Raw genomic sequence first — 20,641 nt, 5'->3', positions numbered from 1 at the left:
ATGTAATGCCACAATATGAAGATTATGTAAAGTGGAGACGTACATTTCATCAGTTTCCTGAATTGTCGGATGATGAATATGAAACAACGAAACGATTAAGACGTATTTTAGAGAGTTATGAAATTAAAATTTTAGATATACCTTTGGAAACTGGATTGATTGCAGAAGTAGGACAAGGAGATTCATTTGTTGCTGTTAGATCGGATATTGATGCATTACCAATTAATGAAGAAGTTGTACATGAATTCACTTCAACTAATAAAGGCATTATGCATGCTTGTGGGCATGATATCCATATGGCAAGTATTTTAGCAGTAGCTACAAGATTAAAAGAAATTGAAGGGCAATTAAAAGGTAGGGTACGTTTTATTTTTCAACCTGCCGAAGAGCTAGGCTATGGTGCTGTTAAATTAGCTGAGTCAGGTGCCATTGATGGTACAAAAGCTGTGCTAGGTTATCATAATTATCCTACGATGGATATAGGATCATTAGCAGTGAAATCCGGTGCTGTGACATCTTCTGTAGATCGTTTTGAATTTAAAATTAAAGGTAAAGGTGCGCATGCAGCAAAACCTGAACAAGGTAATGATCCAGTCGTCGTGTTAGGTCAATTAATCAATAGCGTTCAATCCATCGTCAGCAGAAATTTATCTGCTTTTGATAATGCTGTGGTAACGATAGGAGAAGTCTCTTGTGGTAACACATGGAATGTTATTGCAGATCAAGCTTATGTACAAGGTACAGTGAGAAGTTTTGATGAACGTATTCGTACATTCATTGAAAAAAGGTTGAGAGAAATTGGTAATGGACTGGCAGAAGTATTTGATGTTGAAATTGAAACAGAATATATCCGTTTACCAGGTGCGGTTATCAATGACGAAAAATTAACGGATGATGCAATCAACATTGCTAAGCAAGTGGGTTATAATGTGAATATAATGGAACAGCCATTAACCATTGGTGAAGATTTTTCTGGTTTTGCTAATAAGTACCCAAGTGTATTTGTCTTTATTGGCTCGAATAGTGATTATGATTTACATCATCCAAAATACGATCCCGATGAACGTATTTTAGAAAAAGTACCAGATTACTTTGTAACATTTGTACAGAAATTATTAAATGAATCTTAAAGTAATAGCTTATGTTATGGACGATTTAATTTGGGTAAAAAATAATTATAATCATTATTTTTGAGGAGGATTAAGCCATGGTGTCTCAAGATCCTAGAACGAAATTTTCAAATGCAGATTTTCCAAAACAAGAGCAAGCCGTTCCAGGTTTACAAAAAAATCTAAACCCTAAACCAGATTGTGGAGAAACTTCATATATTGGTTACGGTAGATTGAAAGGTTTAAAGATGTTGGTAACAGGTGGAGATTCAGCTATAGGTAGGGCTGCTGCGATAGCTTATGCTAAAGAAGGTGCTGATGTTGCGATTAATTACTTGCCATCAGAACAAGAGGATGCTGAAGAGGTAAAAGAAGTTATTGCATCGGCTGGACAAAAAGCTGTGCTAATACCGGGTGATTTACGCAATGAACAATTCAATTATGAGTTAGTAGAGCGAGCATATCATGCGTTAGGCGGATTAGATAATGTTACACTCGTAGCTGGTCATCAGCAATACAGAGATACGCTTAAAGACTTTGATACAGCATCATTTGCTGAAACTTTTGAAACGAATGTGTATCCAATATTTTGGACAGTACAAAAAGCAATCGATTATCTGGAACCAGGTGCTACAATTACGACAACATCATCTGTACAAGGTTATAATCCTAATCCTATTTTACATGATTATGCAGCGTCAAAAGCTGCAATCATATCGTTGACTAAAAGCTTGTCTGAAGAATTAGGTGCTAAAGGTATCCGTGTTAATTGTGTCGCGCCAGGACCATTTTGGTCACCACTTCAAATATCAGGTGGACAACCACAATCGAAAATTCCGGCATTTGGCCAAAAAGAAGTGCTTGGTAGAGCAGGTCAACCTGTAGAATTAGCTGGTGTGTATGTTCATTTAGCAGCTGATGAATCAAGTTACACAACTGGCCAAGTATATGGCGTTACGGGTGGTACACAATTAGATTAATTTGATAGATGGCTATTTCAAAGTGATTAGTGCTTAAATGAACGGTTTACGCACTGACATTTTGACATAGCCACTTTTTATTTACGAAAGGAAAGTGAATTTCAGTGAAGCATTTTAAAGCAAGTCAATTGTCTAAAAGGCAAAACTATAAATTATTGAGTGGCAGTATCATACCTAGACCTATAGCATTTGTTACGTCTCAAGATAAAAATGGCAAGTTAAATGCGGCGCCGTTCAGTTTCTTTAACGTAGTGAATAGTGCACCACCGATGATTATGATTTCTACAGGACGTTCGGAAGGCAAACGTAAAGACACTTCGCTTAATATTGAAGAGACTGAAAATTTTGTAGTGCATATTACTGATGAAACAAATGTTGAACAAATTAATCGCACAGCCGCACCATTGGAGCGTAGAGAAAATGAATTAGAACGCACAGAATTAACCCTTGTCGACTCGGAACTTATATCTGTACCTGGCATTGAGCAAGCGAAGATACGTATGGAATGTAAATTAGAGCGGATTATTCCTTTAGGAGATACTGAAGAGGGGTCAGATCTAATTATTGGTGAGGTATTGATGTTTCATATTAATGAAGATGTGTATTTTGAGGACAGTAAGATAAATGCGCAAGCACTAGAAGCCGTGTGCCGGTTAGCCGGAAATGATTATGCATCAATCGGTGATACATTTACAATTGTTAGGCCAACGGAATAATATTTGAGTTAAAGTATCATTTCATACTGCAAATATATAATTGACGAAGTCGCATGAATAGTGTACTGTTATAAAATAAATAAAATAGCTTATCTAGAGAAGTGGAGGGACTGGCCCATTGAAACTTCGGCAACATGGTGATGCGTGTGCCAATTCCAGTAGCATAAATTGTGCTAGAAGATAAGATTAAAGATGTAACGATTTACTCTTTTCTTCTACAAGAAAAGAGTTTTTTATTTTTTATGGTAAGTAAATAAAACGATTGATTATAAAAGTAATGATAAAGAAAGTTGGTTTTGTATGGCGGAAAATAAAAAAGGTAATGCATGGGCGCTTGTACCGCTTATCATATTTGTTGGTATATTTTTAGGTGTGGGCGTTATTACTGGTGACTTTTCAATAATGCCACTTAATGTTGCAATCATTATTGCATCTATCGTGGGTTTATTGATGAATAGAAAAGAAACATTTCATAAAAAAGTAGATGTGTTTACAAAAGGTGCAGGACATTCAAATATTATTTTGATGATGTTAATATTTCTACTTGCGGGTGCATTTTCTCAAACCACAGAAGATATGGGTGGAGTCAAGTCAACTGTTAATTTAGGACTATCTTTCATACCAGAGAACTTAATTATCGTCGGTTTATTTATCATTTGTATGTTTGTATCACTTTCAATGGGTACTTCAGTAGGTACAGTTGCAGCCATAGCACCGGTTGGCTTTGGTTTAAGTCAGGCGACGGATGTCTCTGCAGCGATTACAATGGCTACTGTAGTAGGTGGTGCAATGTTTGGTGATAATTTATCAATGATCTCTGATACGACAATTGCTGCAGTACGTACTCAAAAGACTAAAATGAGTGATAAGTTTAAAGTGAACATAAAAATTGTATTACCTGGTGCGATATTTACTGTTATAGCGCTCTGGTTTTTAACTCATGGTGCTCAGATAGATACGACAAAATCATATGATTATAATTTTATTAAAGTTATTCCATACTTATTGGTGTTAATTTTAGCGCTAGCAGGCATCAATGTAATTATAGTATTGATAGGTGGTACCGTATTATCTGCTATTATTGGACTAGTTGATGGGTCATTTAATTGGTCAGGATTGCTTAGTTCGATTTCAAAAGGAATTGTTGGTATGGAAGATATTGCAATTATTGCGCTATTAATTGGCGGACTTGTAGCATTGATACAACATAATGGTGGTATAACTTGGTTATTAAATTTTGTACGCAATAGGGTTAAATCAAAGCGTGGTGCAGAATTAGGTATAGCAGGACTTGTAAGTGCTGCTGATATCTCAACTGCCAATAATACAATTTCGATATTAATGGCAGGTCCCTTGGCTAAAGATATAGCGGACGAATACGATATTGATCCAAGAAAATCTGCAAGTATTTTAGATATGTTTGCAAGTTGTTTCCAAGGCTTATTACCTTATAGCCCGCAAGTTATAGCAGCGGCAGGTGTGGCGTCTATTTCGCCAGTTTCATTAATGCCGTATTCAATTTATCCTATAATTCTAGGTATTTGTGGATTAATTGCAATCTTCTTTAGATTACCAAAATTGAATAAAAAAAATTAATTATAAGGAGGGGCGTCGGTTTATACCAATTGAATATAGACTGACTCCCCTGTTTTTAATAAATAATACGATATTTAAAAATAAACATTTTAAATAAAAAAAAGGTAAAATTTTGACGTTTACTGACTAATAACGATAAAATAAATAGGCTGTCACTTTTATAGTGAAAATAAAGGGAAGTTGGATTTCATAGTATTATTGTTTAGAAGTCTAGTATAATGAGTTAGAATAGTAATAAGAGTGAAAGTAGGTGAACAATCATGGCTAGATACAATGTGGAAAATGAAAATGTAGAAATTCAATTGGAACGACTTTTTAAAGTTGAACCTGAATTAGTATATCAAGCTTGGACCGAGCAACGATTTCTTAAACAATGGTTTATGACAACAGAACGAACGAATAAAGCAATAGAAATAGATGCTGTACAAAACGGTGGCTATGAAATTATTGATGTACGTAAGGGAAAAGAAAATATAGTAAAGGGTTCATATGTTACATTGAACCCAAATGAATATATTGTTATGACTATAGGTATGCCTGAATTAAGTGACTCTGAAGATACTATTGAAGTTGAGATGTTTGAAAGAGAACCAGGTATTACACAAATGATTTTTAGTTACACGGCTTATGTGCCTAGAGAACGTAGACTGACATCGTTAGAGTATAAGCAAAAGAAAAAGGAATATCATGATTCCACTGCGCATGGTTTTGAAATGCTATTTGATAAGCTTCAAACAACGCTAGAAGAATATGAAGAAGAACAATAAAATCATTATATCAATTCAACCGAACTCAATAAAAAAGTAGTTGGACTAAGAGGCTGAGACAATTAATTTGTCCAGCCTTCTTTTATTTTATAGATTAATTATTATGGGTAAATTGACCATATTGTTTACGCTCATTAAACTTACGCAGTACCGTTTCAAAAAATATATGATAACTGATAAAACTGGAATAATCGATGCCATTTGTTAAATAAAAAGTATTACTTGAAACGTAAATATTATAATTTGCTTTTTGAGCTAATGTGTTATCTTGGAGCGTAGTAATAGAAATAAAATATTTTTGACGCAGTTGCAATAAATTCGTTATGTCAGATAAATGATATGTCTCTCCGGATAAAGAAATAATAAAAAATAAATCATTATCAGAAGCTTTATTTAATACCATTTTAAATTCATGTACATCGTGTAGCACAATAATATTCTTATGTATGGTTAATAAAATTCTTTGAGCTTCTTGCGCAACGTTCATTTGTGCTAAACCTGTGCCATATAAGTATACCGTTTCAGCTTGATATATTTTGTCTGTAACTAGGTCGTAATCAATACGCTCTAAATAAGTGAAGGTATTTTCAATTTCTTGCTTAAAAGCATTCATAGAGTCAGAAGGCAATTGATGAACTTGTTCAGATTCGAATTTTAAATATGATTTAAAATCACTATAGCCATCAAATCCTAACTTACGAGTGAAACGATGGATACTTGCATTTGATGCATGTGTATAAGCCGCTAGATCTTGTAATTTCATTGTTTTACATTCTGATATATGTGTGTTTATAAAATGAGCGATTTGTAGGTCATTTTCATTTAATTTATTAAAATTATTGTTAATACGTTCATCTAAAAGCAATGGTCTCACCTCAAATTTTTGAAAATATTTTCACGTTTTGAAAATATAATCTTATTGTACAAAATTGTTCGTAATAGCGTCAAACTATTGTTTGTATGTAAGCGTTTACTATAAAATCGAAGATAAATTGATATTTAATCATTCGAATTGATAAGCACTTTATAATTATAAATGGATAATTTCAGAAATTTAGAAAGAAGGGGAAATTTTATATGAACGCAATAAAGAGATTTGGGAGTGCAATGATTGTACCTGTATTAATGTTTGCATTTTTTGGTATTGTACTCGGTTTAGCGACGCTATTTAAAAATCCTTCAATAATGGGGAGTATTGCAGATGAAGGTACGAATTGGTTCAAAATATGGTCAGTGATAGAGTCTGGTGGTTGGACAATATTTAATCACATGGAAGTGGTGTTTGTTGTTGGACTACCTTTATCCTTGGCCAAGAAAGCACCTGGACATGCAGCATTAGCAGCATTAATGGGATATTTAATGTTTAATACTTTTATCAATGCCATATTAACGCAATGGCCACATACATTCGGAGCAAATTTGGAAAAAGGTGTGGAAAATGTAACGGGGTTAAAAGCGATTGCTGGTATAGAAACATTAGACACTAATATTCTAGGCGGTATTATTATTTCAAGCATTGTGACATGGATACATAATCGATTTTATAGTAAAAAATTACCTGAAATGCTTGGTGTATTTCAAGGTTTGACATTTGTAGTAACGATTTCATTTTTTGTCATGTTACCGATTGCTTTAATTACTTGTATTGTATGGCCAACGGTACAAAACGGTATTTCTTCATTGCAAGGTTTTATTATTGGTTCTGGTTATATAGGTGTTTGGTTGTATCATTTCTTAGAAAGAGTATTAATACCAACAGGATTACACCACTTTATTTATGCACCAATAGAAGTAGGTCCTGTTGTTGTGAATCATGGGTTAAAAGCAGAATGGTTTGAACATGTAAATGAATTTGCTAAAAGTAAAGAGCCATTAAAAGAATTGTTCCCGTATGGTTTTATGTTACAAGGTAACGGGAAAGTCTTCGGTTCAATTGGTATTGCTTTAGCAATGTATGCAACAACACCGAAAGAAAATAGAAAGAAAATTGCGGCATTGTTAATTCCAGCAACATTGACAGCGATTGTTGTTGGCATTACTGAACCATTAGAGTTTACGTTTTTATTTATAGCACCTTATTTATTCGTTTTACATGCAATCTTAGCAGCAACAATGGATACGTTAATGTATGGTTTTGGCTTAGTAGGTAACTTTGGCGGAGGGTTATTAGATTTCTTTGCTACGAATTGGATACCTTTGGCACAGAATCATTGGTTAACTTATGTGATTCAAATTGCAATTGGTTTAGGTTTTACAGCAATTTATTTCTTTTTATTCAAGTTTTTAATTATAAAATTTAATATTCCTCTTCCTGGGCGTAAAAAAGACGACAAGGATATGAAATTATATAGTAAAGATGATTATAAAAACAAGGATGGTAAAGGAGCAGTTACTAAAAAAACTGGTTCAACAAATGAGTTTGAAGATAAAGCAATATATTATTTAGAAGGTCTGGGTGGAAAAGAAAATATTAAAGATGTTACAAATTGTACGACGCGTCTAAGATTAACAGTGAATGATGTCAATAAAGTTGAAGATAGTGATTACTTTACGCATAGACAAATGGCACATGGTTTAGTAAAAAGTGGGAAAAATGTGCAAGTCGTAGTAGGTATGTCTGTACCTCAAGTAAGAGAAGCATTTGAAAATTTAGTATTTGAAGAAAAAAATAATTAATAAAAAGGTTGCATATAAGATTATGCTCAAAAAAGGACTAATCCATATGAAAAAAATGGATTAGTCCTTTTTTATATGAATAAATTGCGATTTTGATCGTGCATGCTTGCCTGGGAATATGGCTCGAGCCTGTAGTCTCTCACTCATATCATTACCCTGGGCGTCAGCACGATGCAAAATCGTTTGAAATATTTCTCAAGATATAAAAGAAAAAGCTCAATTAAAACAATTCATTAACCCTGATAAATTGATGAAGTGCTTATTTTATAAAATTAATAACATGAATTACTTTGAAATAATAAGTAATAAAGAATTGTCCTTTTTATATGGATAAATTGCGATTTTGATCGTGCATGCTTGCCTGGGAATATGGCTCGAGCCTGTAGTCTCTCTCTCATATCATTCCCCCCGGAGTCAGCACGATGCAAAATCGTTTGAAATATTTCTCAAGATACAAAAGAAAAGGTTCATTACAGAACACAAAAAAAGTCAATTTCTATATAATTACAATAAAAATTGACGTTTATGATTGAGTCTTAGATGTTGATACTTTAGACTCATGTTTATTAATTCTCAGTGGAAAAGAAACAAATCGAGTTTGTTGTTTATATTAATGATATCGTGCATGAGTGTGCTTTAAGAAATTCTAGTTTTATGCATTAAACGTGGTTGATAGGTCGCACTATAAATATCAATGTTGTGTGTTGCGATAGCGTGAATTAATTTAGAGAATACTGTAGGTGAACAAGAAACGTTGATGGTATTTCGATTGAAGGTATAAACAATAGTTTCAGTGTGATTGAGTAAATTCATAATATCGATAACTTTATCTTTAATAAAAGCATCGTGAAGGCCGTCAACAGCGATTTCGAAACGTTTAGATGATAATAGTAAATGATCTAAGTCTAATAGTTCATGTGCATGATTATTTTCTAAAATTTGATAGATTAAATAATTGTGGAAACTGAGAAAACTAATTAAATAAGGTAGTTGTTGCTTAGGTAAATTCACTTCTAAAGCATATAAATGATTATTTTTGAAAATAGTAAACTTGAAGGATTTACAAAAGTGTACTTGTTTCAAAAGTTTTAACAAATTTTTGCGGATATGACGTTTATTTAAACCACTGATGTTTAATACAAACGTTTCAGTTTTATCTGAAAACATATTATACCTCCATATCTATATAAAGTGACATACGTATATTAAAAATAATATTCTACTGCACTTAAAATTGTACATGTTTTAAATTCTATTAAATTGTACCACTCTTTTTAAAAGAAGACACTAGGTCTTTAGAACGAAGTATAAAATTTTTTAAAAGTTGCAAATTTAGAATTCATAATATTTAGAAAATTCTGTTGTTTCAAGGCTTAAAGTATGATACATTCTTCTTTATTAATACAGAGAGGGAAGTGTTTAGATGTTATCAAAAGTAAGTAAGTTTGCAACGAATACGTTCTTAGTATGGATGCTTATTGCAGCTATCATTGGTTTTATATTTCCAACGCAACTTGCTACTTTAAGTAGTTGGGTACCTTATTTACTAGGGATTGTTATGCTAGGTATGGGATTAACTATAGATCCTAAAGATTTTAAAATTATATTTCAAGCACCTAGATCAGTAATTGTCGGTGTGATATTGCAGTATACAATTATGCCTTTAAGTGCATTTTTAATTGTCAAACTGTTTCATTTGCCTCCAGAAATTGCTATTGGTGTGATTTTAGTTGGATGTTGTCCGGGTGGTACATCTAGTAATGTTATGAGTTACTTAGCAAATGCAAATGTTGCTTTGTCAGTAGCTATTACTAGTGTTTCAACATTGCTAGCTCCATTTTTAACACCAGCTTTAATATATTTATTTGCGCATGAATGGTTGCAAGTTTCATTTATTAGTATGTTTTGGTCAGTAGTTCAAGTCATTTTAATACCAATAATCATTGGTTTTGTACTTCAAAAAGTATTTAAGAAATTTGCTGATACGACTGCCACTGCATTGCCAATTGTTTCTGTTGTTGCTATTTCATTAATACTTGCGTCTGTAGTTGGTAGTAGTAAAGCACAAATTTTGGCCACTGGTTTACTTATTTTTGCGGTTGTCATTCTTCATAATTTGATTGGATATGTATTGGGTTATACATTTGCCAAAATCTTAAAATTAGATCGACCGGATAAAAAAGCAGTATCAATAGAAGTAGGTATGCAAAACTCAGGATTAGCAGTTTCTTTAGCCACAGTACATTTTAATCCATTGTCTGCAGTGCCAGGGGCGGTATTTAGCTTAATACATAATATTACAGGACCAATTCTTGCAAAATACTGGAACAAAAGGTAAATATAACTGATTTTAGGTTGAAATTAATAAGGAATTCATAACTAAGATGAAAACATTAATATTTTTGTGTTTTCATCTTAGTTTATTTTATCTGAGGCGATGGCAGGCTAGAGGGACGGAAAGTATGATACACTGACAATAATTTGATTTTATCTTGTTTATTTTAGAGGAGGGTACTGTATGTATCGCGCAGTGATATTTGATTTTGATGGAACAATTATTGATACAGAAAAACACTTGTTTGAAATAATAAATAAACATCTAAATCATTATGGTTTGGAGGAAGTTAGTTTAGATTTTTATCGACAATCCATCGGGGGATTGGCTTCAGATTTGCACCAGTACTTGGAGGCTCAACTCGGACAAGAACGCAAGGAAGCAATTTATCAAGAGCATAATGAAACAAGTATACATTTACCGATTGTTACGCATATGAAACAACTTATGGATTATTGTAAAGTGCGCCATATACCAATGGCTATTGCGACAAGTAGTTTTAGAAACGATATTCAACCCACATTCGAGCAATTGGGGTTAGATACGTATATCGATGTTGTTGTTGGAAGAGAAGATGTAGAAGAAATAAAGCCAAGTCCTGAACTATATTTAACAGCAGTTCAAAGATTAAATTATAACCCAGTTAATTGTTTAGCCATAGAAGACTCAGTCAATGGGGCAACCGCTGCGGTAAATGCTGGTTTAGATGTGATTGTAAACACGAATGATATGACGGAAAAACAAGATTTTAGTAACATAGCCTATGTAGGTAAAGATTTATCAGGTACAGCTATCATTGAAAAATATTTTGAAAAAAGTAGAGGCTAGTGTATGAATGGATATTTAATTCTATTTTTTTTAGGCGGTCCAATTGTTTTAGCAATAGGAAATTTAGTTTTAGGTCCAATCTTTAATAAAAAAGTTCCGTTAAAGATACAATTTCGCTCATTTATGGTTGGAAGTCTTGTTTACTTATTGGGAGCTTTGGTTTTATATTTTCTTGTTTTACAAAATCAATTTTAATTTAAAACCCCTTATTTTGACATTGAAAAAATGTGTCGATAAGGGGTTTTTGTAATATAAGATGAAAATGATAGCCTATTTTAAAAATTGAAGTATTAGTGTCACAATAACTAACACGAGTAAAATAGAATCAATACCTACCATAATTGCAAAACGTGGATTTTTTTCTCCAGTAGCTTTAGATTTTTTTACAGCTTTTAAATTAGGAATTAAACTTACGCTTAATAAAATGATAACAATAATACCAATGACAATGCTCACGATTTATCACCACCGTTTTTATGATTATCTATAAATTCCCATAGATAACCTGCTATTATACCAATGATTAGGCCGGTTATAATACCGATTTTCAGAGCAGAAAACATAGCACTGATAATGATTGCAATTAGTAGAGAAATAGGTAAAGTAATACCAAATTTATATTTTCGTTCTGGTGAATTTACAATAGTAAAAATTAAGTAATATAGTATCCCGAATACAACAATCGTAAGTAAACTTTTTAGCACTAAATTTCCGGCAGAAACATCACTATCACTAAAATAATTGATCAGGAAAAATAATATGCCAAATATAATTGAAACTGTGATTGTTCGTTTCAATAGATGTTTATTCATATTGAACTCCTTTATAATAAAATCTATTGAGCATTATATCATATAAAATTAGGAACTATAACTTCATAAATACTAGACTTCAACTTTTAATTACAATAACTCAAGCTGCAGTTAATGAATTTTGTTGTTTTGATATTGCTTATGATCATTTAAATAAGCATAGAACAAGCCTATAACTAAGCCACCACCGATATAATTACCAATACCTGCACCAAGCAAATTGATTAAAGCTGGTATGACTGAAAGGACATCACTTTGATATACGAGGCCGCCTGCGAATAATACAGTATTATAAACAACGTGCTCATAACCCATAAATGCAAAAATTGATACACCAAACATCATGACGAACATTTTTGCTAGAACATCGTCTATTTGCATAGCTATTACAAGGGAGATGTTTATAAAGAAATTAGCAAAAATACCTTTTATTAGAATGGCGACAAAACCTGCAGTTAGTGTTTTATGGTCGATTGTAGCTTCTAATTGTTGCATCATCTCAGGAGTCATTATATCTGAGGAACGTATCAATAAAAAGAATATTAATCCACCTAGAGCATTACCAATAAAACAAAGTGTAAAAATTTTAAAAACGCGGAATGGCGAAATGACTCGATAATAAAGTCCTACTGTAAAATACATGAAGTTACTTGTTAATAATTCGGAATTTGTAAAAAGTATTAATACTAAAGCAAAACTGAATGCAATCGCACCGACTAAATTTGTAACACCCATTGGAACATCAGATGCTAATGAACCTTTAATGAGTAAGACAAAAACTGTTATCACGCCTAAGATAAATCCAGCCATAATGGCACGTAGCAGATAGCGTTTTAAATAAAAACTTTGCAATATATCTTTGGCTCGAATTGTCTCTACGACATGATGGACCCAAGCTTTACCATAAAAAACTTTATCCCATTTTATGTTTTTTTCGTTCAAAACTTTATCCTCACTTTCTATTAATTAAAAATATTATACTATGTAACTGCATTTTTGTGAAATAATTCACAAAATAATCATAATTAAAAACTGCTGATTAATTAACTAATATGAATATTTAATTGTCCGCTATAATATCAAAAATAAAATTTACATTGCGTTTTCTCACAAAATAATCTAAAATAAAAACATATGTAAGGGCTTACATAAATGAAAAATAATTGTTTTAATTTTTAGAATTTATAGTATAATAGCGTCATAATAAGTGAATTATTATCACTTATATTTGAATGAGATGGGGTTTGAATGATGAATGAGAATAACGAATTACAAAGGGGACTAGGTGCACGTCAAATGCGGATGATAGCACTTGGTGGAACAATTGGTGTCGGACTCTTCATGGGGGCGACAAGTACAATCAAGTGGACAGGACCTTCAGTAATATTTGCATATTTAATAGCAGGTCTGTTTTTATTTTTAGTGATGAGAGCTATGGGGGAAATGGTATATTTACATCCGACCTCAGGTTCATTTGCAAACTTTGCAAGTGATTACATAAATCCAGTTGCTGGTTATCTGACAGCATGGAGCAATATTTTCCAATGGGTTGTTGTAGGTATGAGTGAAGTTATCGCCGTTGGAGAATATATGAATTATTGGTTCCCTGATTTACCACAGTGGATACCAGGTATTATTGTAGTATTATTGTTGGCAGGTGCTAACTTAGTATCAGTTAAAGCATTTGGTGAATTTGAATTTTGGTTTGCAATGATCAAAGTAGTAACAATTATTTTAATGATTATCGCGGGATTCGGTTTGATATTCTTTGGCCTTGGTAATGGAGGAGAAGCTATTGGACTCTCTAATTTATGGTCACATGGTGGCTTTATGCCTAATGGTTGGATAGGATTCTTCTTTGCACTTTCTATTGTAATTGGTTCTTATCAAGGTGTTGAATTAATTGGTATCACTGCTGGTGAAACTAAAGACCCGCAAAAAAATATTAAAAGTGCGGTTAATGGTGTTATATGGCGTATATTAATATTCTATATCGGAGCTATCTTCGTTATTGTAACTGTTTATCCTTGGGATGAATTAGGAAATATCGGCAGTCCATTCGTTGCAACATTTGCAAAAGTAGGTATTACATTTGCAGCAGGACTCATTAACTTTGTAGTTTTAACGGCAGCGATGTCTGGATGTAATTCTGGTATATTTAGTGCTAGTCGAATGACGTTGAACTTATCTCAAAAAGGAATGTTACCTAAGTTTTTCCGTAAAGTTATGAAAAATGGTGTTCCTATTTGGACAGTAACTGCAATAGCAATTGGTATTTTAATTGGCGCATTATTGAACGTTATTTTGCCTTTATTCATTAAAGGCGCGGACAGCATTTTTGTTTATGTATACAGTGCCTCAATTTTACCAGGTATGGTACCGTGGTTTATGATATTAATTAGTCATTTAAGATTCAGAAAAAATCACAGTGAAGAAATCAAGAATCATCCGTTTAAAATGCCAGGCGGTGCAATAACAAATTATATTACAATGGCGTTCTTTATCATGGTGTTAATAGGCATGTTATTTAATAAAGAAACAGTCGTTTCAGTTGTTATTGGTATCGTATTCTTAGGTTGTATGACATTGTTCTATTACCTGAAGGGCTATCATAAATTAAGTGATGATAAGCAAATTTAAATAGTAAAACAAAACGTAAAACAGTAGGTCGTTTTACAATCAACTTTTAAAAAGCCATAAATGATACATTAACTTGTATCATTTATGGCTTATTTTGTTATCGACAATATCGTAAATATGATTACACTAATGTTTTACAAAAAATTAACAATATAAAAATACTCACTCAAAACTCGTGCTTTAGAATAAAGTTGAGGTCATAATACATATCTAAAGGAGTTATTATATGAAAATACTTAATAAACTAGCTACTGCTACAATTGCAGGGACGATTATTGCCGGTTCATCATTAGGGAGTGGACAAGGGATTTATGCAGCTGGGAAAAAAGATGAGACTAAAGATGCAAATCAGAATTCTGATGTAGCTTACATGGGCAATACAAAAAACCCTAAAAACGTCATCTTTTTAGTTGGAGATGGTATGGGTCCTTCGTATAATGCTGCTTATCGCTATTTTGCAGACAATCCTGATACTAAAGAAATGGATCAAACTGCTTTTGATAAATATCTAATAGGTAGTCAGCGTACAAATCCAAATGATCCAAAAGAGAATGTTACTGATTCTGCAGCCGGTGCAACCGCATTTAGTTCAGGACAAAAAACATATAATGGTGCTATTGGTGTCGACGCTAATAAAAATAATGTTAAAACGGTTTTAGAACAAGCTAAAGAAAATGGTAAATCAACTGGTTTAGTATCTACTGCTGAAATCACAGATGCTACACCTGCTGCATACGCATCACATGTAGATGATCGTGATAAAAAGAATGAAATTGCTAAACAATTTTACAATGACAAAATTAATGGCAAACATAAAGTAGATGTACTTTTAGGCGGGGGTGCTGAGTATTTCGGTAAAGATAACGGCAACTTAAAAAATAAATTTAAAAAAGATGGTTACGATGTAGTTACTAATAAAAATGAACTACAAAACTCTAAAAATAAACAAGTATTAGGATTATTTGCAGATAATGATATGCCGTTACAGATAGACGCACCAGATAAAAATCCAAAATTAGTGGATATGACAGATAGTGCTGTAAATAAATTAAAACAAAATGACAAAGGGTTCTTTTTAATGGTAGAAGGCGCTTCTATTGATAAATCAGGCCATCCAAATGATGTAACAGGGGTAATGTCTGAAATGTCTGGATTTGAAAAATCATTTGAATATGCTATGAATTATGCAAAAGACAATCCAGATACGCTTGTGGTAGCTACTGCAGATCATTCTACAGGTGGGATGTCTATAGCGAAAGGTAAAGATTATGTTTGGAATCCAGATGCCATTCACCAAATGAAACATTCAGGTAAATACATGACTGAAGAAATCAGCAAGGGTAAAAATGTGGAGAAAGTGATTAAAGATGGTTATGGTTTTGAAGTTTCACAAGATCAAATTGATAAAATAAAAGACGAAGCTAAAAAACTTAAAGATCTTAAAAAAGACGAAAAAGCATATGAAAGTCAATTACAAAAAGTTCAAGATGCTGTACAAAAACCGATAAATGACAAATCTAATACTGGTTGGACTACAAATGGTCATACAGGAGAAGATGTAAATACTTATGCATATGGTCCTGGTAGTGATAAATTTAAAGGAAATATTGATAATACTGATAATGCCAAAAATATTTTCGACTTTTTCCAAAAAGATGTAAAATAATGATGTAATAAACAAATAATGTTAACTTCAGATTAAAAAAAGAGAACGACCTAGAAATCCTTTATAAAAATGCGATTTCTAGGTCGTTCTTGTTTATTATGTTATTTAAAATGTGATGTTAGCATTGTTTTAGTGTTTAAATTGGATTTTAGATAAATGTTTACGGTAATTATCAAGCGCCATTTTTGACTGTGTGATTGAATCCAATGAGCGTTGATAATTTAAAGCGATAAATCGATAATACAGAATATCTACAGTGAAAAGTTGTGCAAACAAAGATGTTGTTGCGGCCATGCGCAGTTCATTTTCATCTGTTTGACCATAAATTAAAGTATAATCAGAAATTTTAGCTACAGGGTTATTGTTCGAACTTGAGATCGTAATGATAGGTATATTATAGTCGGTAGCAACTTTTGCCATAGATTGCATTTCACTATGACTACCTTGGTTGGTCACGAAAATAATACAATCTTGTTCATCATGTGTAGCCATGGTAGTCATTAATAAATGCGTTTCTTGTATTAAGCGCACATTTAAACCTATTCGAGACAATTTTTGATATAAATCTGTGACAATGACGAGTGATGCGCCATAACCAAATAAGAATATAGTACGCGCATGTTTCAATGTATCGCAGATGTCATCGATATGAGGTTGCTCAATTTGTGACGCAACACAACTCATTGTGTCGGTTGCTCTAGCTAACATTTTAGATTTGATAATATCGACTGATTCATTATCAATTAATTCCATATGATTATTGTTAATTGCATCTTCAGGCAAATAACGTGAAATTGTAATTTTAAGTTCTTGAAAGCCTTTTTCTGTGATTTTTTTGCTAAAACGTACAATTGAAGCAGTACTTGTATTAATTTCATTTGAAAGATCTTGGACAGACATATTAATAATACGATGCGGTTCATTTAAAATAAAATCAGCAATTTTCTTTTCACTTTTTGTAAAAGTTTCATAGATATTATCAATTTTATAAAGTACGTTGGTCATAGTTTAACCACCTAAGTTATCAGATTCTCTCATTGATTTTGTTGTACCTAAAAAGAAGGTGAAGAGGAAACCACCGATGTAAGCAGCGATTAATCCTGCAATATATCCTAAGTACATATGATCTGAAATCAAAGGTAACAATGAAATACCACTTGGTCCAATAGCATTGGCACCGATGTGTCCAATACCACCAACTACTGCGCCACCAATACCTCCACCAATACATGCTGTAAAGAATGGTCTACCAAGAGGTAACGTAACCCCATAAATTAAAGGTTCACCAATACCGAGGAAACCAACAGGAAGTGCACCTTTAATTGCATTTCTCAAAGTAGTATTTTTCTTACATCTTACCCAAAGTGCTAATGCGGCGCCAACTTGTCCTGCCCCTGCCATGGCAGCAATAGGTAATAAGTAAGTAGCACCAGATTGATTTATCATCTCAATATGAATAGGCGTAAATATATGATGTAATCCTAACATAACTAATGGTAGGAAGAAAGCACCAATGATAAAGCCACTAAAGACGCCACCGATATCAATAACACCATTGACTACGGATACTAAACCATCAGAAACAAAGCCAGCTAATGGCATGATGATAAAGATTGTTGATAAGCCGATAACGAACAAAGTAATCGTAGGTGTTACGATGATATCTATGGCATTTGGTACAATTTTATGTAATCTCTTTTCTACGAGACTTAATAACCAAACTGCAAAGATAACACCTATTATACCACCTTGTCCTGCTTGTAAAGGTTCACCTGTGAAAATATTAGTAATCATATTTTCTTCCGTTAAACCTGTTAATAACGTTGTCCCTCCAATAACACCACCTAAACCTGGTGTTGCACCAAATTCTTTTGCAGCGTTTATACCCGTGAAGATTGCTAAATAAGCTAACATACCATCTTTAATTACATTAAAAACAGTGACAAGTTGTGTGATCCATGCGCCAGATATGACCTCGGCCGCAAGTAAATTGCTTAAAACTGCACCAATACCACCAATTAAACCTGCACCAATAAATGCTGGAATCAATGGGATAAATATATTTGCGATTGTTTTTAATAGTTTATTGAACTTACCGCGTTTTTGTTTGCTTTGAAAAGCCGCCTTGTTTTCTTTAGCTCTTGCTTCAGTTTCAGCTTTATAATTTTTATCATGGTGTGAAATGGTTTCACCTAAACGCACACCACTCATTTCAGATATATGGTCAGCTACCTTATTAACTGTGCCAGGCCCAACGACAACTTGTACACGGTCGTCTTTGACCACACCTATAACGCCGTAAGTAGATTTTAATTTATCATAGTCAACTTTATTTTCATCGTGCACTTTAATTCTAACGCGCGTCATGCAATTTATAACATTTTCCATGTTCTCTAAACCGCCAACTGCATTTACAATGTTTTCTGCAAGTTTTTGTTCTTTAGTCATCGTAAAACCCTCCTATATACATAAATTATTTTAAGTACTTGGTTTAATCTCTGATTGCTTGCTTAACGATGTGGTTATTGTTGTCTAAACGCTGTTTTGCGTCTGCTTTTGATGTATCACACATATGCATAACGATAGCAACTTTAAGGTTATGATCTGCGGCATTATATAGCTTCTCAGATTGTTGATATGATGTGTCACAGATATCTTGTACGATGCGTATAGAACGGTCAATTAATTTTTGGTTTGTAGCTTTTACATCGACCATGAGATTATCATATACTTTACCGGCACCAACCATTGTGATAGTTGAAATCATATTAAGTATCAATTTTTGTGCTGTTCCTGATTTTAATCTAGTGGAACCTGTTAATACTTCAGGGCCTACATTAACTTCAATTGCTTTTGTAGCTATTTTACTTATTTTAGTATTTGTATTGCATGCAATTGAAACGGTGTGTGCACCAATGCTATTTGCATATTTTAATCCTCCGATAACATAAGGTGTATTACCACTTGCAGCAATACCGATCACAACGTCTTTTTCATTAAGGTGAATATGATGTAAATCTTCTTCTGCCAAAGAAGTGCTATCTTCAGCACCTTCAACAGCAACTGTCATTGCTCTTTGACCACCTGCAATTAATCCAATCACTTCATCTGGGGACGTATTGAAGGTGGGGACACATTCAGCAGCATCAAGCACACCTAATCTTCCACTCGTTCCAGCCCCCATATAAATTATTCGACCACCAGCTCTAAATTGTTTTGTCGTGATTTCTATGACTTTAGTTAATTCTGGTATGATTTTTCTAATTTGTTGAGGAACCTTTTGATCTTCATCATTCATTGTTTTAAGAATTTCTGTAATAGACATTTCATCTAAATGCATTGTAGCTTTATTTCTGGATTCAGTAGTTAAATCACTCATTAATTTCTACTCCCTTGTTTTAATAATAAATTTAAAAGTATCATTTGGCTTCATGCAATGAACCAATCTGCGCTCAGACTCACAAATTTTACCTATAACATTAACATGCGGATGCGCTGGTAAGTCAGCTTTCAAGAGTTGTAATTCTCCTTGATAGCGTCCGTTCAGTTTATTATCAATTGTCACAGTACCTGTATCTCGATTTGTCGTATTAAAAGTATTCATTTCACTTGTACAATAGTGTCTAGCTTCTTGTGATCGAATTACATCTTGTGGGTTGTCTGAGCGTACAGTGTGCGTTTGCTGTAATATCGTAGTCGCTTGAATATCAAATAAATCAACTGTGAATGTGAATGTTCTATGGCATAATACATTCATTAATTGTTCGTCTAGTGGCGTATTAAGTTTAGAATCGCCAATCAAAATTTGTGTTGTCTGATGATCTAATAGTAGTTGTGCACTTTCAATAGGGTGTTGTGTTCTTGTTGATTCTATAGTTGGTAAACCTTTGAATAAAGGTCCACGCTTTGTTGTACCTGAGATAAAACCGTAAATTGTTGCGTTTGGATTATACTTTAAAATTAGTGAGTTTTGATGATGTGCAAATTTAGTTGTTAAACCTGTATCTGGCCGTGGGTAATAATTATGGCAGTAACATAAATGCGTAAAGTCTTCGAGTTTTTCATAGAGTTGTTGAAGTAGTGATTCGGAAAGTATGCTTGCATTTAAACAACAGTCAAAACCGTGTTGAATGATGTCATTAATAATTTCTATAGAAGTACTGTGATCAATACGAATCATAAATTGAGCATGATGATATGATTGCAGGAATTCATAAAAAGAATGATTCAGCAATGAAGGATTGATATCAATCATATACGTAAGATGTTTGTCTGATAAATAATTTAAAAGTTCTCCCAAATAGCGATATTTAGATGCTTCATCTTCCTCTGGAATTTGAACAGATGTGAAAATGGTAGTATATCCTAAAGCAATCATTCGTCTAATATACGATTTATCAATGGGTTGTCCTAAATAAATGGAAAAGCCATGCATGTTATCACTCCTATATTGCTGTAATCGATTTCATTTTACAATACATGAAAAAGTATTACAATTTTAAATTTAAAAAAATAT

The 20,641-nt window shown here is 33.0% G+C and carries 20 protein-coding genes and 1 riboswitch; of the genes, 11 read left to right on the top strand and 9 right to left on the bottom strand.

Going from position 1 to position 20,641, the window contains the following annotated elements:
* Positions 1 to 5 precede the first annotated feature (5 nt).
* The 5 genes from KA824_RS05105 (at position 6) to KA824_RS05085 (ending at position 5,168) form a co-directional block, all read left to right on the top strand.
* On the top strand, positions 6 to 1,130 hold the full coding sequence (locus KA824_RS05105; protein ID WP_107384919.1) for an amidohydrolase: 1,125 nt from the start codon (positions 6 to 8) through the stop codon (positions 1,128 to 1,130).
* Between the two features lie 77 nt (positions 1,131 to 1,207).
* Entirely contained in the window at positions 1,208 to 2,089 is an 882-nt protein-coding gene (locus KA824_RS05100) for an SDR family oxidoreductase (protein ID WP_107384920.1), read from the top strand.
* Between the two features lie 104 nt (positions 2,090 to 2,193).
* The gene (locus tag KA824_RS05095; RefSeq protein WP_107384921.1) at positions 2,194 to 2,805 is read left to right on the top strand and encodes a flavin reductase family protein; all 612 of its coding nucleotides are present in this window, start codon (positions 2,194 to 2,196) and stop codon (positions 2,803 to 2,805) included.
* A gap of 86 nt (positions 2,806 to 2,891) precedes the next feature.
* Positions 2,892 to 2,992, top strand: a riboswitch (SAM riboswitch).
* A gap of 113 nt (positions 2,993 to 3,105) precedes the next feature.
* Complete coding sequence (locus KA824_RS05090) at positions 3,106 to 4,401, top strand: Na+/H+ antiporter NhaC family protein (RefSeq protein WP_107384922.1); 1,296 nt, start codon at positions 3,106 to 3,108, stop codon at positions 4,399 to 4,401.
* 260 nt (positions 4,402 to 4,661) lie between these two features.
* Positions 4,662 to 5,168, top strand: coding sequence for an SRPBCC family protein (locus tag KA824_RS05085; protein WP_107384923.1), 507 nt, complete (start codon positions 4,662 to 4,664; stop codon positions 5,166 to 5,168).
* Positions 5,169 to 5,262: 94 nt separating this feature from the next.
* On the opposite strand, the gene KA824_RS05080 is transcribed toward KA824_RS05085, so the two are convergent.
* A complete protein-coding gene (locus tag KA824_RS05080) occupies positions 5,263 to 6,033 on the bottom strand; it encodes a MurR/RpiR family transcriptional regulator (protein WP_181187378.1) in 771 nt (256 codons plus the stop codon).
* Between the two features lie 212 nt (positions 6,034 to 6,245).
* Between KA824_RS05080 and KA824_RS05075 the strand changes: the two genes are divergently transcribed.
* A complete protein-coding gene (locus KA824_RS05075) occupies positions 6,246 to 7,844 on the top strand; it encodes an alpha-glucoside-specific PTS transporter subunit IIBC (RefSeq protein ID WP_107386222.1) in 1,599 nt (532 codons plus the stop codon).
* A gap of 636 nt (positions 7,845 to 8,480) precedes the next feature.
* On the opposite strand, the gene KA824_RS05070 is transcribed toward KA824_RS05075, so the two are convergent.
* Positions 8,481 to 9,011, bottom strand: a complete 531-nt coding sequence (locus tag KA824_RS05070) for a hypothetical protein (protein WP_181187379.1) — start codon at positions 9,009 to 9,011, stop codon at positions 8,481 to 8,483.
* 256 nt (positions 9,012 to 9,267) lie between these two features.
* Between KA824_RS05070 and KA824_RS05065 the strand changes: the two genes are divergently transcribed.
* From KA824_RS05065 to KA824_RS05055, 3 genes are all read left to right on the top strand, one after another.
* Positions 9,268 to 10,182, top strand: a complete 915-nt coding sequence (locus KA824_RS05065; protein ID WP_107385270.1) for a bile acid:sodium symporter family protein — start codon at positions 9,268 to 9,270, stop codon at positions 10,180 to 10,182.
* A gap of 180 nt (positions 10,183 to 10,362) precedes the next feature.
* On the top strand, positions 10,363 to 11,007 hold the full coding sequence (locus tag KA824_RS05060) for an HAD family hydrolase (RefSeq protein ID WP_107385269.1): 645 nt from the start codon (positions 10,363 to 10,365) through the stop codon (positions 11,005 to 11,007).
* 3 nt (positions 11,008 to 11,010) lie between these two features.
* Positions 11,011 to 11,202 carry a hypothetical protein gene (locus KA824_RS05055; RefSeq protein WP_107385268.1) on the top strand — a complete coding sequence of 64 codons (192 nt, stop codon included), beginning with the start codon at positions 11,011 to 11,013 and terminating at the stop codon, positions 11,200 to 11,202.
* 75 nt (positions 11,203 to 11,277) lie between these two features.
* Here KA824_RS05055 and KA824_RS05050 read toward each other — a convergent pair whose 3' ends face one another.
* The 3 genes from KA824_RS05050 to KA824_RS05040 all read right to left on the bottom strand — a co-directional run bounded on the left by KA824_RS05050 (position 11,278) and on the right by KA824_RS05040 (position 12,761).
* On the bottom strand, positions 11,278 to 11,463 hold the full coding sequence (locus KA824_RS05050) for a hypothetical protein (protein ID WP_107385267.1): 186 nt from the start codon (positions 11,461 to 11,463) through the stop codon (positions 11,278 to 11,280).
* Positions 11,460 to 11,819 carry an SND2/TMEM208 family protein gene (locus KA824_RS05045; RefSeq protein WP_107385266.1) on the bottom strand — a complete coding sequence of 120 codons (360 nt, stop codon included), beginning with the start codon at positions 11,817 to 11,819 and terminating at the stop codon, positions 11,460 to 11,462. The genes KA824_RS05050 and KA824_RS05045 overlap by 4 nt, the downstream gene beginning before the upstream one ends.
* Positions 11,820 to 11,930: 111 nt before the next feature.
* Positions 11,931 to 12,761, bottom strand: a complete 831-nt coding sequence (locus tag KA824_RS05040) for a formate/nitrite transporter family protein (protein ID WP_107385265.1) — start codon at positions 12,759 to 12,761, stop codon at positions 11,931 to 11,933.
* A 309-nt stretch (positions 12,762 to 13,070) separates the two neighbouring features.
* On the opposite strand from KA824_RS05040, the gene KA824_RS05035 reads away from it, so the two are divergent.
* Positions 13,071 to 14,459, top strand: a complete 1,389-nt coding sequence (locus KA824_RS05035; RefSeq protein WP_107385091.1) for an amino acid permease — start codon at positions 13,071 to 13,073, stop codon at positions 14,457 to 14,459.
* 226 nt (positions 14,460 to 14,685) lie between these two features.
* Positions 14,686 to 16,125: an alkaline phosphatase gene (locus KA824_RS05030; protein ID WP_107385090.1), complete on the top strand. Its 1,440-nt coding sequence runs from the start codon at positions 14,686 to 14,688 to the stop codon at positions 16,123 to 16,125.
* Between the two features lie 129 nt (positions 16,126 to 16,254).
* On the opposite strand, the gene KA824_RS05025 is transcribed toward KA824_RS05030, so the two are convergent.
* The 4 genes from KA824_RS05025 to KA824_RS05010 are packed head-to-tail and all read right to left on the bottom strand — an operon-like array spanning position 16,255 to position 20,560.
* Positions 16,255 to 17,130, bottom strand: a complete 876-nt coding sequence (locus tag KA824_RS05025) for a MurR/RpiR family transcriptional regulator (protein WP_107385089.1) — start codon at positions 17,128 to 17,130, stop codon at positions 16,255 to 16,257.
* Positions 17,131 to 17,133: 3 nt separating this feature from the next.
* Entirely contained in the window at positions 17,134 to 18,573 is a 1,440-nt protein-coding gene (locus KA824_RS05020; RefSeq protein ID WP_107385088.1) for a PTS transporter subunit EIIC, read from the bottom strand.
* Positions 18,574 to 18,616: 43 nt separating this feature from the next.
* Entirely contained in the window at positions 18,617 to 19,504 is an 888-nt protein-coding gene (gene murQ / locus KA824_RS05015) for an N-acetylmuramic acid 6-phosphate etherase (RefSeq protein WP_107385087.1), read from the bottom strand.
* A 6-nt stretch (positions 19,505 to 19,510) separates the two neighbouring features.
* A complete protein-coding gene (locus KA824_RS05010) occupies positions 19,511 to 20,560 on the bottom strand; it encodes a MupG family TIM beta-alpha barrel fold protein (RefSeq protein ID WP_107385086.1) in 1,050 nt (349 codons plus the stop codon).
* Between the last annotated feature and the right edge of the window lie 81 nt (positions 20,561 to 20,641).

The sequence above is a fragment of the Staphylococcus sp. GDY8P198P genome, assembly GCF_017891615.1.
GTDB classification, from domain to species: Bacteria; Bacillota; Bacilli; order Staphylococcales; family Staphylococcaceae; genus Staphylococcus; species Staphylococcus cohnii.
This window is presented reverse-complemented; position numbering and strand designations above follow the sequence as displayed.

Bases quoted from the DNA above. Each gene is read 5' to 3' on its own strand.
- KA824_RS05105 (WP_107384919.1), top strand. From the start codon at position 6: ATGCCACAATATGAAGATTATGTAAAGTGGAGACGTACATTTCATCAG.
- KA824_RS05100 (WP_107384920.1), top strand. From the start codon at position 1,208: ATGGTGTCTCAAGATCCTAGAACGAAATTTTCAAATGCAGATTTTCCA.
- KA824_RS05090 (WP_107384922.1), top strand. From the start codon at position 3,106: ATGGCGGAAAATAAAAAAGGTAATGCATGGGCGCTTGTACCGCTTATC.
- KA824_RS05085 (WP_107384923.1), top strand. From the start codon at position 4,662: ATGGCTAGATACAATGTGGAAAATGAAAATGTAGAAATTCAATTGGAA.
- KA824_RS05075 (WP_107386222.1), top strand. From the start codon at position 6,246: ATGAACGCAATAAAGAGATTTGGGAGTGCAATGATTGTACCTGTATTA.
- KA824_RS05070 (WP_181187379.1), bottom strand. From the start codon at position 9,011: ATGTTTTCAGATAAAACTGAAACGTTTGTATTAAACATCAGTGGTTTA.
- KA824_RS05065 (WP_107385270.1), top strand. From the start codon at position 9,268: ATGTTATCAAAAGTAAGTAAGTTTGCAACGAATACGTTCTTAGTATGG.
- KA824_RS05060 (WP_107385269.1), top strand. From the start codon at position 10,363: ATGTATCGCGCAGTGATATTTGATTTTGATGGAACAATTATTGATACA.
- KA824_RS05055 (WP_107385268.1), top strand. From the start codon at position 11,011: ATGAATGGATATTTAATTCTATTTTTTTTAGGCGGTCCAATTGTTTTA.
- KA824_RS05045 (WP_107385266.1), bottom strand. From the start codon at position 11,819: ATGAATAAACATCTATTGAAACGAACAATCACAGTTTCAATTATATTT.
- KA824_RS05035 (WP_107385091.1), top strand. From the start codon at position 13,071: ATGAATGAGAATAACGAATTACAAAGGGGACTAGGTGCACGTCAAATG.
- KA824_RS05030 (WP_107385090.1), top strand. From the start codon at position 14,686: ATGAAAATACTTAATAAACTAGCTACTGCTACAATTGCAGGGACGATT.
- KA824_RS05025 (WP_107385089.1), bottom strand. From the start codon at position 17,130: ATGACCAACGTACTTTATAAAATTGATAATATCTATGAAACTTTTACA.
- KA824_RS05020 (WP_107385088.1), bottom strand. From the start codon at position 18,573: ATGACTAAAGAACAAAAACTTGCAGAAAACATTGTAAATGCAGTTGGC.
- murQ (WP_107385087.1), bottom strand. From the start codon at position 19,504: ATGAGTGATTTAACTACTGAATCCAGAAATAAAGCTACAATGCATTTA.
- KA824_RS05010 (WP_107385086.1), bottom strand. From the start codon at position 20,560: ATGCATGGCTTTTCCATTTATTTAGGACAACCCATTGATAAATCGTAT.